Below are 12828 nucleotides of genomic sequence, written 5' to 3' on the forward strand. Positions count from 1 at the left end.
TCACGCTATGAATGCGGTGATCGAGGAAACACGCTTACCCTGCCCGAGCCCGCGTAGTCGCTTCGGACAGCCTGCGGTGTACGAGCAGCAACAAGGGCGTGGAGACCATCGAGAGCGCGACGACCAGCGTGACGAGCGATGCCTGACGCTGATCGATGACACCCGCCGCCAGTGACGCGGCCATCACGACGAACGCGAACTCGCCGCCTTGCGACAGCAGAATGGCGAAGAAGCTCCGGTGCGATGCCGGCACTTCGAAGCGGCGCGCAAGGAACCACTGCGCGACCGCTTTCACGCTGACCACCGCGACGACGAGCACCGCTACCCGCACCGGCTCACGCGTGAGCACGCTGAAATCCATCGACATGCCTACCGCGATGAAAAACAGACCGAGCAGCAAGCCCTTGAACGGCGCCATATCGACTTCGATTTCGTGACGAAAGTCGGAATCGGCGAGCAGCACGCCCGCGACGAACGCGCCCAGCGACATCGACAGATGCACGCTCTGCATGAGAAGCGCGATGCCGACGATCCACAGCAGCGCGAATGCGGTGAATATCTCCGGGACGCCCGTGCTGGTGATGAGCCGCAGCACGGCGTTGAGCAGGTAGCGCCCGACGAGCGCGATGGCGCCCAGCATGGCGAGCGCCTTCAGCGCGAGGAGCCAGCCCGGTTCGGCGGCGGGCATGGGCACCGTCGGCCCGAGCAGCGGCAGGAGCGCGATCAGCGGAATGGCCGCCATGTCCTGGAACAGCAGAATGCCGAAACCGGCGCGGCCCGTCGGCATGTCCATGAGCTTGCGCTCCTGCAGCTCGGACATGACCATCGCCGTCGACGAAAGCGACAGCGCGAGGCCGCCCGTCAATGCAATGCGCCAGGGCAGCCCCAGCATCATGAAAACGCCCAGCAGCGCGGCGGCGCAAACGGTCATCTGCATGGTCCCGTAGCCGAAGATGGTGCGGCGCATCGCCCACAACGCGTCGATCTTCATTTCGAGTCCGATCACGAACATCATCAGCACGATGCCCAGCTCGGAGAAGTGAAGGATCGCATCGACATCGGTCACGAGCCTCAGTACCCACGGGCCGATCAAGACGCCCGCAAGCAGGTAGCCGAGCACCGCGCCGAAGCCGAAGCGAACGGCGAGCGGCACGGTGATCAGCGCCGACGCAAGAAAGATGACCACGTCGATCAGCAGCTTTGTCATGCGTTGTTCTCCTGAACCGGCTTGCGACCAACGCAGACACGAAAACTTGCGTCGACGCATCTGCATCGTTGTACCGGCGGCTGGCGCGCTTGACGAAAGCGGTTGTTCGACGCGGCGAGGCGTTCGGGTCATCGCGCGCGGACAACGCAGGAAGCCCGGGACCGCTCACGCGCGGATCGGGCTTCGGCCTTCTTACAGCATAGTGATATACGTAAAGGGTTCAAGGTTTGTCGCGAGCAGACAGATTCCGCGCCGGGCGTGCGTCGATACTGTGGAGCCCGTAGGCACATGCTTCACTGGATCGTGATCTCGTCCTGCTTCGTTGCTGCCAACGTGCGCGACTTCGAAGAAACGAACGCTTGAACTGGACCAGTTTTCGTCTACAACCTAATCTGGCATGTGTCCCGCCGGACGGCGAACCGCGTGACAAGACGACGTGAACATGAGTCTTCATATCGAGAAGACGATGCGCAATTCTGCGGCGAATCTCATCGCGATCGTAGGCGCCGCGCTGCTCGCGCTGCCGGCAGCGCCGGTCCCCGCCTTCGCGGCGGGATCGGTAACGCTCGCGCAGGTCGAAGCGCGAGGTGTCCTGCGATGCGGCGTCAGCGACGGCATCGCCGGCTTTTCCCAGCGGGATGCGTCCGGACAATGGTCCGGCATCGACGTGGATTTCTGCCGCGCGGTGGCCGCCGCGACGCTCGGCGATGCGAACAAGGTCGCCTTCGTCCCGCTCCGGGCGTCCGCCCGCTTCCCGGCGCTCAGAACGGGCCGCATCGATCTGCTCGCGCGCAACACGACCTGGACGCTTTTGCGTGAAGGCACGCTCGGGATTCAATTCGCGGGCGTGCTGCTCTATGACGCGCAAGCCTTCATGGTTTCGACGGCGAGCGGCATTCGCACGCTCGCATCCCTCAAGGGCGTGACCGTCTGCGTTCAACGTGAGACGACCAGCGAAGACAATCTCGTCGGCTACTCGAATGCGAATGCGCTCGATCTGAAGCCGGTGGTGCTCGGCTCGGCGGCGGAACTCGAGCAGGCTTTCACCTCCGGACGATGCCGCGCCGTGACGGCCGATCTATCCCTGCTCGCCACACTGCGCAGCCGCACGCCCGGCGGTGCATCGGCGCTCGCGATCCTGTCGGAACGAATCTCGAAGCAGCCGCACGCGCCAGCCGTGCGCGGCGGCGATGACGCATGGCTCGTCATCGTGCGCTGGGTGCTCTTCACGCTGATCGCCGCGGAAGAACTCGGCGTGACCCGTCAGAATCAGGCCGAGCGCGTGAGAGATCCGCTCGTGGCTCGCGCGCTCGTTCCGGACCCGAGCGTGACCGCGACGCTCGGCATCGGCCCTGGCTGGACGCTTCGCGCGCTCAAGAGCGCCGGCAACTACGGAGAGATGTTCAACCGCAATCTCGGCACCGGAAGCCCGATCAAGCTCGATCGCGGCCTGAACGAGCTCTACACACGCGGCGGCCTGATGTACGCGCCGCCGATGCAATGACGCCTGCGCGGGCCCATCATGAGCGACTGGCAAATCTATCTCGTCGTCGGCGTGTTCTCGGTGGTGATCCTCGTGATCGCCTTCGATGTGATCGACATGGCCGTCGCCGCGCTCGTCGGCACGAGCGTGCTGATCGCGCTCGGCATCATCGACGAACAGGATCTGCTCGCGACCGCGCGAACCGCGGCGGGGCCGCTCAGCCTGCTGTTCGGCGGCATGGTGGTCGCGCGCATACTGGCGACCACCGGCCTCTTCGATCTCGTCGGCGATTACTATCTCAGGGCCACGGCGGGCAGCGGCAAGCGCTTTCTGCTCCTGCTGATCGTGATCGTCGCCCCGCTGTGCGCGCTGCTTCCCAATGCGACGACGGTGATCCTGCTCGCTCCGATCATCATTCGCGTCGCCCGCGCGCTCGACATCGACATCGTGCCGCCGATGATCCTCACCGCCCTCCTCAGCAATGCCGCCGGCCTGCTGACGCTCGTCGGCGACCCGGCGACCTTTCTCGTCGGCAGTTCGATCGGCATGAGCTTCGGCGAGTATCTGAAGCGTGCGAGCCTCGGCGGCCTGCTCGCGATCGGCGTGGTGATTCCGCTCCTGCCCGTTCTGATGCGCGGCATCTGGCGCAGCGTCAAGCCCCTGCCGCCTCGCACTCCTCGCGCCAAACTGAAGCGGCCGCTCTACGCCGCGCTGGCGGTCCTCGTGCTCGCGCTCATGATGGTGCTTTTCGTGCTCGGCGAGGAGTTGCCCACGCGCATCGTGCCGCCCGTGGTCGCGGTGATCGCCAGCGCGCTCGCGCTGCTCGTCGCGTATGCGTTCAAGGTCGAGCCCACCGATCGCGTGCTGCGCGATGTCGACTGGAAGACGCTGCTCTTTTTGGCCTGCATCTTCTGTCTCGTGCAGGGCATGGCGAAGACGGGCCTGCTGCAGGTCATGTCGCTCAAGCTTTACGAGGTGTTCGGCACACGCCTCACGCTCGTCGCGCTCGCGATGATCTGCGGGATCGGACTGCTTTCTTCGCTGCTCGCGAACGTGCCGGTCGCGGCCGCGTCCATCCTGATGGTCAAGGGGTATCTCGTCACGGCGGAATTCGTCCCTGAATCGGCCTTGTCGGACCAGTTCACGCAGTGGCCCGCGCCGGTCATTCCCGTCTTCATCGCGATGATGTACGGCGCGACGCTCGGGGGTAACGCGACGCTCGTCGGTTCGGCGGCGAATGTCGTGGCTGCGGGAATCTGCACGCAAGAAGGCGCGCCGATCAGCTTCGGCCGGTTCCTGCGCTATGGCCTTCCGGTGACGCTGTGTCAGCTCGCGATCACGGCGGCATACGTCGTCGTGCTTGCGCGCTTTCTTCATTGAACGTTCGACGATGCCGATCCATGCAGACTGATCACACGCCCCGGTCGCGACAGGTCGTCACCGGCACGGTGCAGCGCTGGATGCGCCATCTGCCGATTGTCGCGATGTTCGGGAGCTATCGCGCCGGATGGCTGAAGAACGACATCATCGCCGGCCTCGTGCTGACGACGATGCTCGTGCCGGTCGGCATCGCGTACGCGGAGGCGTCGGGCGTGCCCGGCGTCTGCGGTCTGTACGCGACGATCGTGCCGCTGCTCGCCTACGCGATCTTCGGTCCGAGCCGGATTCTCGTGCTCGGCCCCGACTCGGCGCTCGCCGCGCCCGTCCTTGCGGTCGTCGTGATCGGCGCGTCGGGCGATCCTTCGCGCGCCATCGCCGTCGCGGGCATGATGGCGATCGTGTCGGGCGTCGTCTGCATCGTCTTCGGCCTGCTCAAGCTCGGCTTCGTCACGGAGTTGCTGTCCAAGCCGATCCGCTACGGCTACATGAACGGCATCGCGCTGACAGTGCTGATCAGCCAGTTGCCCAAGCTTTTCGCCATTTCCATCGAGGACCGCGGACCGCTGCGCGATCTGTTTGAACTTGTCAAAGCCATCGCGGCCGGGCAATCCAACTGGACCAGCTTTGCCGTGGGCGCAGGCAGTCTCGCGCTCATCCTGCTGCTGAAGCGCTTCGACAAGGTGCCGGGCATTCTGATCGCCGTCGTGCTCGCGACCCTGTGCGTCATGGTGTTTCATCTCGACCGCGAAGGTGTGAAGGTGCTCGGGACGATTCCTCAGGGATTGCCCGCGTTGTCGCTGCCGTGGGCGAGCGGCGCGGATATCGTCCGGATCGTGCTCGGCGGTTGCGCCGTGGCGCTGATCGCGTTCGCGGACACGAGCGTGCTGTCGCGCACCTTCGCGGCACGCGCCAACATGCGCGTCGATCCGAATCAGGAAATGATCGGGCTGGGCGTCGCCAATCTCGCGACCGGGCTTTTCCAGGGCTTTCCGATTAGCAGCAGTTCGTCGCGCACGCCGGTCGCCGAAGCGGCGGGCGCGCGCACGCAGGTGACGGGCATCGTCGGCGCGCTCGCCGTCGCGGCCGTCCTGCTCGCCGCGCCGAATCTTCTGCGGCATCTGCCCAATAGCGCGCTCGCGGCCGTCGTGATCGCGGCGGCGATCGGTCTCTTCGAATTCAGCGACCTGAAGCGCATCTATCGCATCCAGCAGTGGGAGTTCTGGCTTTCCGTCTGCTGCTTCGTCGGCGTTGCCGTGTTCGGCGCGATACCCGGCATCTGCATCGCCGTGGTGATCGCGGTCATCGAGTTCCTGTGGGACGGCTGGCGCCCGCACTTCGCGGTGCTCGGCCGGGTGGAAGGATTGCGCGGCTATCACGACCTGAAGCGCTACCCGAATGCGGAACAGATCCCGGGACTGCTGCTCTTTCGATGGGATGCGCCGCTCTTCTTCGCGAACGCGGAGCTGTTTCAGCAGCGTGTGATCGAAGCGGTGAATGACGCACCGACGCCGGTGAAGCGCGTCCTCGTCACTGCCGAGCCGGTGACGAGCGTCGATGTGACGTCCGCCGACATGCTGCGCGAGCTGCATCGCGCGTTGAGAGAGCGCGGCATCGAGCTGCATTTCGCCGAGATGAAAGACCCCGTCCGCGACAAGCTCAGACGCTTCGAGTTGACGTCGATTTTTCCCGACGCGTGCTTTCATCCGACCATCGGCAGCGCGGTCGATGCGTATCGTGACGCCGCGCGCGCGGAGCGGACATCTTCGATCTGAGGGTCGGCGCGTCATTGCTTCTCGATGCGCCACTCCGCCCCCCCTTTCTTGCACGCGGTCGGCGTCCAGGTCTGCGTCTGTCCCTTCGCGACCGCGACGAGCGTGACTTTGCGGCACGTCCCGCCGTCGCGCTTCACGGTGTCGCGCGGCGTGACCGTGCCTTCGATATGCACCGTGTTACCCGTGCCATTGTTGTTCCATTTGATCGACTGGCCGTCCTTCTTCGTGTCGAGCGCTTCCTGAGCGGCGCGATTGAGCGCCTTGCGGTCGGCGGGTTTCATATAGCTGATCGGCGTGTCCTTGAGGAAGTTCAGGTTCGCAGCATGGGCGCATGTGCATGACAACAACAGTCCGGCAAGAACGCGACCTGTGAAACCACGTGGGTTCGCCTTCATGTCCGCCTCCGTTCATAGCATTAGGTCGATCTAAAACAACTATTCATTTATTTCGTTATCCGTCATATCGCATTCGCTGCGACGCTAACCGCATCAGGAAGCGATCGCGGTTGCTGCAGAGCCAACGTGTCGCTGTCTTCAGTTCGCCGATTCGAGACTGCCAGTTCCCGGCTCAGATAATCCAAGGCATATTCGATGAACGCGCACGTCTTGCGAGGCAAATGCTGACGCGCCGGATAGGCAATGAAGACATGCTTGTCGGGCTCGTCGATCGAATAGTCCGGCAACAGGCGAACAAGTATGCCGTCGTCCAGATCCGTCTGCACCACGCCTCTCGGCAGGATCGAGAACCCGATGCTGTGGAGCGTCGCGAGACGAGCCAGAAACCAGTTATCGACCGAGTACGCCGGTGCGAGCCTCACTTCATCCACGATGCCGTGACGGTCACGGAAATTCCAGGTCTGACTGCGTATCTCGTCTTCCAACCCGACCGACGACAGGCTGAGCAGATCTCCCGGCGCGGCAGGCAGGCCATGCTCGCGCAGAAAAGCAGGCGTGGCCACAGGGACAAACGCATTGACGCCGACCGTCCGCTTGACGACCGCGGTGTCATCCGCCAGCCCCGTGACAATGCCAACATCAAATCCATTTTCGACGAAATGGACATGCCGCTCGGCAAGCGTCAGCCGTACCGTTACGCTCGGATAGCGCTTGCGGAACCCATCAACGAGTTGAGTCAAGGTGAACTGTGAAACCACGGTCGAAGCGACGACGCGCAACGCGCCGCTGAGTTCGTCTTCCGTACGCGCGATGGTAGACCCGAGATGATCCAGCTCCTCCAGAAATGTGCGACATCCTTCGAGGTAGCGCGCGCCAGCTTCGGTCAGTGATACCCTGCGGGTGGTGCGATTGATCAACCGGGTTTTCAGCCGCGCCTCGAGCGAGGCGATCGCGCGACTGATCAACGCGTTGGAGACCCGTAGTTGTCGAGCGGTACTGTGGAAACTTTCCGTATCCGCTACGCGCACAAAGACACGCATCGCATGAATCTCGTTCATTTGATCGCCCTCAATGCGCGGAATTGTCTTGCCTGCGTATTACATAGTTTGCTGCGCACCGCGAAAGCAATATCGGACCACGCCAACTATTTCAATCTCTCAAAGTAGATAGTTGATTGTTCATCGTTTGTCACTGGTTTTTTGTGCGGCTCGTCAAGCGCCGACCGCGACAACGCGACTGACACTCGCGCACCTGTCGTGGACAGTTTCGCGCGATCGACGCTAATAAAGAAGTTCGTCTTTGCTAGCGCGACGACGAATCGGACGGCGGAAGCCCGAAGTGCGTCTTGACGTCTCTCACGCCCGGCACGTTCTCGGCTGCGACGCGAATCGCGTTGCCTTCTTCAGAACGAACGACCGGCCCCCAGAGATGCACGGTTCCGTTTTCGACGGTGACGTTTTCCCGCGCGAGTGCCCAGAGATGATCCTTCATGGCCGCGAGTACGTCTTCGCGAATGGCGTTATCGCCGCTCTCCGCCGCCGTGGACACCTCGGGCGCCATGGTCACGAGCGCGCGAATCAGATTGGCCCGGCTTACCACGCCCACGACCTTACCGTCGCGCATGACCGGCACGCGCTTGATACGCCGACGCTCGAGCAACTCGGCGATATCGGCGACGGGACATGTTTCGGTCACCGTCGAGACGTCGGTCGTCATCACATCTTCGACCTTCCTCGCGTGTTCCTTCACATACTGGCTCGCGAGTTCAGTCGTGGACGCGGCAAGCTCGAGCCACCACGAGGGCTGTTTGACGCCCGTCCCGATCTCCGCGCGACGCATCAGATCGCCTTCCGTAACCATGCCAAGCAGCCTGCCGGACGCGTCGACCACAGGCATCCCGCTGATGCCGGCGAACACCATCATTCCCGCAGCGTGCCGTATCGACATGTCCGGGCTCGCCGTAATGATCGAAGTCGTCATGATGTCGGAAGCTCGCACGTTCATCTCCTTCATGGAAGTCATCGCGATGCGCTACGTCACTCCCGTCACAGGAGAGCAGACGGCTTCTTTGGTCACAGTATGCGAACGCCAGAGTGAATTCAAGGAACTGGACGCGTGGGTGTCTCAACGAGACGATGTGTCGGCGATAACCTGACAGACACGACCACCCGACCTATGCTGATAGTGTGGCCGCTCACCCGACACAACGAGCCAGACCATTCTTCACTGAGCGACCGTATTGCCGACAACGGACCGAACGGGGGTGGTCATGACGACATGGAGTGGACGGCTCCTTAGCGCAAGCCTCCTCGTCTTGCTGACAGGCTGCCCTTCGAAACAACAGGATCAGCCGGCCCAGAGTCAGTCCGCATCGGCGCCCGCTCCAGCTTCGGCAGCAGCCCCTGCCTCCGTCGCGGCGCCGGCCTCCGAGGTCGCTCCGGCTTCCGCTGCGGCCTTGCCTCCGCTGCCCGCCTCGACGTCCCAGCCTTCGGCTCAACAATATCCGCCCGAGGAACTGGAGGCGCTGGTCGCGCCCATCGCGCTCTATCCCGATTCGCTGTTGTCGCAGGTGCTGATGGCCTCGACGTATCCGCTGGAAATCGTGCACGCTGGCCGGTGGGTCAAAGCGCATCCGGACGTGAAGGGCGACGCCGCGGTAAAGGCCGTACAGAATCAGACATGGGACGTCAGCGTCAAATCGCTGGTGGCGTTTCCGCAGGTGCTCGTACCGATGAACGACAAGCTGGACTGGACCCAGCGACTCGGGGATGCCTTTCTCGCTCAGCCAAACGACGTGCTCGCCGCCGTGCAGCGCCTGAGGATTCGCGCGCAGGATTCCGGACATCTGAAGTCGACGCCGCAGCAGAAAGTGAGTGTCGAACCACGTTCCGCCACGAGCCAGACCGGCCAGCCGGGTCAGGCACCTCCCGCGCAAAATATCGTGCGCATCGAACCTGCCGACCCGCAGGTCATCTATGTGCCCTCCTACAACCCGACCGTCGTGTATGGCGCCTGGCCCGCCCCGGCCTACCCGCCGACGTACTGGCCGCCGCCACCGGCCTATTATCCCGGAGCCGCCCTCGCGAGTGGATTTGCGTGGGGCCTGGGCATCGCCGCGGCGGGCGCGATCTTCAGCAATTGCAATTGGAACAACAACGACGTCAACGTCAACATCAACAAGGCGACGAACATCGACCGCAACTTCGATCGCACCAAGGTCCAAGGCGGCGGCAAGTGGCAGCATGACGCAGGGCACCGCCAGGGCGTTGCCTATCGCGATAACGCGACGCGCGACAAGTACTCACGCGGCGTGCAAGGCGCCGATGCGCGACGCGACTATCGTGGACGCACCGGCGCTACGCCCGAGCGCGTGAGCACGGCGGATCGGTCGGCGGCACGCAACCAGGGAGCCGCTAACCGGACGGGCCGCGCGAATAACGCGAATGTCGCCAACCGCGCCGGCGCGAATACCGCGGGCGCGAGCAATCGCGCGAACACGCCCAATCGTGAGGCGGCGGCGGGCAATCGAGCGAATACGCCTAATCGTCAGGCGGCGGCGGGCAATCGTCCTCAGACCGCCAATCGGGCGGCTCAAATGCCGGATCGCGCTCAATCGCCCGCCCGTGGCGGCGCAGCGAGCGCGCAGGCAGGCAATCGAGGGGCATACGCCGGCGGCGCGCGCGACACCGCATTTCAGGGCGTCGGAGGCGGGGGTGGTGCGGCGCAACGCGATTTCAACCGTGGACAGTCGAGCGTCCAGTCGTCGAACTTCAATCGTGGTGGCGGTGGCGGCGCGCGTCATGGCGGTGGTGGTGGCGGTGGCGGCGGTGGGCGTGGCGGCGGACGGCGATGAGGAGAGCGATCATGAAAAGACTATCGGAGATTCGCGCGCTCCTCGCCGTGGCAGGAACCACGATGATCGTCGCGCTTACGCTCGCCGTCATCCCGGTTCCGGCGATAAGCGCGCAGAAGTTCTTCCAGACACCCGATGCAGCGATGAACGCCTTCGGAACCGCGATCGCCGACAACGACGAAGGCGAACTCAAGGCTTTGCTGGGCGCCGACTTTCGCGACGTGATTCCTTCGGTCGGCGCGGATCTCCGCAGCAAGTTCCTGACCGCGTGGCAGGCTTCCCACGCGATCAAGACGACCGACAGCGACCACGCCCGGATCGTCGTCGGCAACGATGGCTGGACGCTGCCCATCCCGCTCGTGAAAACACAGCAAGGCTGGGAATTCGACATGCGCGCAGGCGCCGACGAGATGCGCCTTCGGCAGATCGGACGCAACGAGCTTGCCGTGATCCAGACGATGCTCGCCATCTACGATGCCCAACGTGACTACGCATCGAAGTATCACGACGGCAACAAGGTCTATGTCTACGCCGACAAGTTCGCCAGCAGCGACGGCAAGCATGACGGGCTGTATTGGCCGACCAGCGCCGATGAAGAACCGAGCCCGCTCGGTCCGGCCTTCATGACGGCCGGCGCCCGTGCGAGATCGGAGGGTGGCTACTACGGCTATCACTACAAGCTGCTACGCGCCCAGGGGTCTCACGCACCGGGTGGCGCATACGACTACATGGTCAACGGCCGTCTGTTCGGCGGCTTTGCCGTGATCGCGTGGCCCGCCCATTATGGGGAGACGGGCATCAAGAGCTTTATGGTCAGTCACGACGGACAGGTCTATGAGCGCGATCTTGGCCCGGACGGTGCGAAAATGGCGCAGGCGATGAAGTCGTTCGATCCCGGACCGGGCTGGGAAAAGGAGTCGCCCTGAAGCCCTGCCTTGCCTGCAGCAACGCTCAAGTAGTAACAGCCGCTTTACTCAATGCGACAGCGCATACGCGATTGCGGCCAGCCATTTTGGCGGCGTACATCTGTGCGTCGGCCGCTTCGACCAGGCGGGTCGGCGCGAAGTCCTCATCCGGATCGCAGGTCGCAGCACCGATGGATACCGTGATGCATTGATCCTTGCCCGTGAGGAGCGGAAGCTTCATGCTCTGCACTTCCGTCCTGATCGCATCGGCCATCGCCGTTGCTGCTTCGGCCGTCACCTTGGGCAAGACCACCACGAATTCTTCACCGCCATACCGGCTGACAAAGTCGACGGACCGACGAGCCACCCGCTGAACACAGTGCGCAACCGCGATGAGTACCTCGTCGCCGGCAGCATGTCCGAGCGTGTCATTGAATCGCTTGAAGTGGTCGATGTCGATGAAAAGGACGGAAAGAGGCGAGCCACGTTCCCGCGCCTTGTCCCACTCCTGAGCAAGATGCAATTCGAGGCTGCGGCGATTGGCAAGCCCGGTAAGCGGGTCGGTCGATGATAAGCGCCTGAGCTTGGTCTCCTTGCTGACCTGCTCTCGAAGCATGAATGCAAGGAGCCAGGAAGCGGAAACAGCAACGACCCCCAGCGTCACTGCGAGCGCGAGTACCGTTGCATCCCCGAGACTCATCTGTACCGCATCGAGCATCAAGGTCATCAAACCAACGGCAAGGCCGGTGCCGAGGACACCGATAATCATCGGGTGCACGCCGAGAATCTGCGCAGTCCGGCTCAAAACGAATTGCGTGCTGACGCCCGTATAACTTCTCGCCGGCGAGCTGCGGGGATGACGCGTTACCATGACTCGAATCTCTTCAAGTGCCGGGCCCTGATGGGTACCGGGACCGTCACCCTGTTCCGGAGATTTTCGGCCCGGGCAATGGTTGACTAATCAAGCAAATAATAATTGGTCCACTGGCCCGAATCCGCGACAAGTCGCCGCAAGAATGGGTAAAACAGGCCTTACTAGAGAACTACATCAGGTCGCCCACGGATCGGACTGAAGCGGCGGCGGTATCGCGCAAAACTGTGCATTGCGTTCGCATCGAAACGCGGTCTACAGTGACGCGAATCCTCCGCTTTCAGGACTCTCCATGCTCAAAATCCTGGGTAAGGCTTCGTCGATCAACGTGCGCAAGGTGCTATGGACCTGCACCGAGTTGCACCTGCCTTTCGAGAGAGAGGATTGGGGCAGCGGATTCAGGTCCACGCTGACGCCCGATTTTCTTGCGTTGAATCCGAACGGCCAGGTGCCCGTGCTGAAGGACGATGACTTCATTCTGTGGGAGTCAAACTCCATCATCCGATACCTTGCGTCACGCTACGATGGTCTGCACCTGTATCCAGCGGAGCCGAAGATGCGTGCCCGTGTCGACCAGTGGATGGATTGGCAAGCAACAGACTTGAACCGCTCATGGAGCTACGCGTTTCTTGCGCTGGTTCGGCAGTCGCCGACACACCGCGCGGCGGAAGAGACCGCCCAATCGATCGCTGCATGGAACAGAAACATGGAGATACTGAACGGACAGTTATCCGCAACTGAAGCGTTCGTAGCGGGAAAGCGATTCTCCCTCGCCGATATTCCGATTGCGCTTTCCGTGAATCGCTGGCTTGAAACGCCGTTCGACCATCCGGCGTTGCCCGCCGTATCCGCGTATCTGGAACGTCTTTTCGACCGGCCCGGCTTCGCTCAATACTGCCGAAACGGCGTGCCTTGACCAGCGAACTGGACTTCGTGTTTGTGCATCGACAGTAGTGCCGTGT

The 12828-nt window shown here is 63.0% G+C and carries 12 protein-coding genes; 7 read left to right on the plus strand and 5 right to left on the minus strand.

The window, feature by feature from the left end; all coding sequences use genetic code 11:
- Nucleotides 1-34 precede the first annotated feature (34 nt).
- Nucleotides 35-1207: a monovalent cation:proton antiporter-2 (CPA2) family protein gene (locus PQR08_RS26150; RefSeq protein ID WP_238287258.1), complete on the minus strand. Its 1173-nt coding sequence runs from the start codon at nucleotides 1205-1207 to the stop codon at nucleotides 35-37.
- A gap of 442 nt (nucleotides 1208-1649) precedes the next feature.
- Here PQR08_RS26150 and PQR08_RS26155 point away from each other — a divergent pair, with 442 nt between their 5' ends.
- From PQR08_RS26155 to PQR08_RS26165, 3 genes are read left to right on the plus strand one after another with little or no spacing between them, the layout of a single operon-like run.
- A complete protein-coding gene (locus PQR08_RS26155; protein ID WP_238287248.1) occupies nucleotides 1650-2711 on the plus strand; it encodes an amino acid ABC transporter substrate-binding protein in 1062 nt (353 codons plus the stop codon).
- A gap of 18 nt (nucleotides 2712-2729) precedes the next feature.
- Nucleotides 2730-4070, plus strand: a complete 1341-nt coding sequence (locus PQR08_RS26160; protein WP_250487630.1) for an ArsB/NhaD family transporter — start codon at nucleotides 2730-2732, stop codon at nucleotides 4068-4070.
- Nucleotides 4071-4090: 20 nt separating this feature from the next.
- Nucleotides 4091-5842, plus strand: coding sequence for a SulP family inorganic anion transporter (locus PQR08_RS26165; RefSeq protein WP_250487629.1), 1752 nt, complete (start codon nucleotides 4091-4093; stop codon nucleotides 5840-5842).
- Between the two features lie 11 nt (nucleotides 5843-5853).
- Here PQR08_RS26165 and PQR08_RS26170 read toward each other — a convergent pair whose 3' ends face one another.
- The 3 genes from PQR08_RS26170 to PQR08_RS26180 form a co-directional block, all read right to left on the minus strand.
- Complete coding sequence (locus PQR08_RS26170) at nucleotides 5854-6237, minus strand: RT0821/Lpp0805 family surface protein (RefSeq protein ID WP_238212999.1); 384 nt, start codon at nucleotides 6235-6237, stop codon at nucleotides 5854-5856.
- A gap of 62 nt (nucleotides 6238-6299) precedes the next feature.
- Nucleotides 6300-7295, minus strand: coding sequence for a LysR family transcriptional regulator (locus PQR08_RS26175; protein ID WP_250487628.1), 996 nt, complete (start codon nucleotides 7293-7295; stop codon nucleotides 6300-6302).
- 244 nt (nucleotides 7296-7539) lie between these two features.
- On the minus strand, nucleotides 7540-8184 hold the full coding sequence (locus tag PQR08_RS26180) for a CBS domain-containing protein (RefSeq protein ID WP_250487729.1): 645 nt from the start codon (nucleotides 8182-8184) through the stop codon (nucleotides 7540-7542).
- Here PQR08_RS26180 and PQR08_RS26185 point away from each other — a divergent pair.
- From PQR08_RS26185 to PQR08_RS26195, 3 genes are all read left to right on the plus strand, one after another.
- Nucleotides 8096-8392, plus strand: a complete 297-nt coding sequence (locus tag PQR08_RS26185; protein ID WP_238287907.1) for a hypothetical protein — start codon at nucleotides 8096-8098, stop codon at nucleotides 8390-8392. The two genes, PQR08_RS26180 and PQR08_RS26185, sit on opposite strands and share 89 nt — an antisense overlap.
- A gap of 114 nt (nucleotides 8393-8506) precedes the next feature.
- A complete protein-coding gene (locus tag PQR08_RS26190) occupies nucleotides 8507-10090 on the plus strand; it encodes a DUF3300 domain-containing protein (RefSeq protein WP_408162830.1) in 1584 nt (527 codons plus the stop codon).
- 11 nt (nucleotides 10091-10101) lie between these two features.
- The gene (locus tag PQR08_RS26195; protein ID WP_408162832.1) at nucleotides 10102-11016 is read left to right on the plus strand and encodes a DUF2950 domain-containing protein; all 915 of its coding nucleotides are present in this window, start codon (nucleotides 10102-10104) and stop codon (nucleotides 11014-11016) included.
- Between the two features lie 25 nt (nucleotides 11017-11041).
- Here PQR08_RS26195 and PQR08_RS26200 read toward each other — a convergent pair whose 3' ends face one another.
- Complete coding sequence (locus tag PQR08_RS26200; protein ID WP_250487626.1) at nucleotides 11042-11866, minus strand: GGDEF domain-containing protein; 825 nt, start codon at nucleotides 11864-11866, stop codon at nucleotides 11042-11044.
- 292 nt (nucleotides 11867-12158) lie between these two features.
- Between PQR08_RS26200 and PQR08_RS26205 the strand changes: the two genes are divergently transcribed.
- Complete coding sequence (locus tag PQR08_RS26205; protein WP_408162834.1) at nucleotides 12159-12782, plus strand: glutathione S-transferase family protein; 624 nt, start codon at nucleotides 12159-12161, stop codon at nucleotides 12780-12782.
- The last annotated feature ends 46 nt before the right edge of the window (nucleotides 12783-12828 follow it).

This window comes from Caballeronia jiangsuensis (assembly GCF_046030135.1).
Taxonomy (GTDB): domain Bacteria; phylum Pseudomonadota; class Gammaproteobacteria; order Burkholderiales; family Burkholderiaceae; genus Caballeronia; species Caballeronia jiangsuensis.

Bases quoted from the DNA above. Each gene is read 5' to 3' on its own strand.
- PQR08_RS26190 (WP_408162830.1), top strand. From the start codon at position 8,507: ATGACGACATGGAGTGGACGGCTCCTTAGCGCAAGCCTCCTCGTCTTG.
- PQR08_RS26175 (WP_250487628.1), bottom strand. From the start codon at position 7,295: ATGAACGAGATTCATGCGATGCGTGTCTTTGTGCGCGTAGCGGATACG.
- PQR08_RS26165 (WP_250487629.1), top strand. From the start codon at position 4,091: ATGCAGACTGATCACACGCCCCGGTCGCGACAGGTCGTCACCGGCACG.
- PQR08_RS26205 (WP_408162834.1), top strand. From the start codon at position 12,159: ATGCTCAAAATCCTGGGTAAGGCTTCGTCGATCAACGTGCGCAAGGTG.
- PQR08_RS26185 (WP_238287907.1), top strand. From the start codon at position 8,096: ATGCCAAGCAGCCTGCCGGACGCGTCGACCACAGGCATCCCGCTGATG.
- PQR08_RS26155 (WP_238287248.1), top strand. From the start codon at position 1,650: ATGAGTCTTCATATCGAGAAGACGATGCGCAATTCTGCGGCGAATCTC.
- PQR08_RS26170 (WP_238212999.1), bottom strand. From the start codon at position 6,237: ATGAAGGCGAACCCACGTGGTTTCACAGGTCGCGTTCTTGCCGGACTG.
- PQR08_RS26150 (WP_238287258.1), bottom strand. From the start codon at position 1,207: ATGACAAAGCTGCTGATCGACGTGGTCATCTTTCTTGCGTCGGCGCTG.
- PQR08_RS26160 (WP_250487630.1), top strand. From the start codon at position 2,730: ATGAGCGACTGGCAAATCTATCTCGTCGTCGGCGTGTTCTCGGTGGTG.
- PQR08_RS26195 (WP_408162832.1), top strand. From the start codon at position 10,102: ATGAAAAGACTATCGGAGATTCGCGCGCTCCTCGCCGTGGCAGGAACC.
- PQR08_RS26180 (WP_250487729.1), bottom strand. From the start codon at position 8,184: ATGTCGATACGGCACGCTGCGGGAATGATGGTGTTCGCCGGCATCAGC.
- PQR08_RS26200 (WP_250487626.1), bottom strand. From the start codon at position 11,866: ATGGTAACGCGTCATCCCCGCAGCTCGCCGGCGAGAAGTTATACGGGC.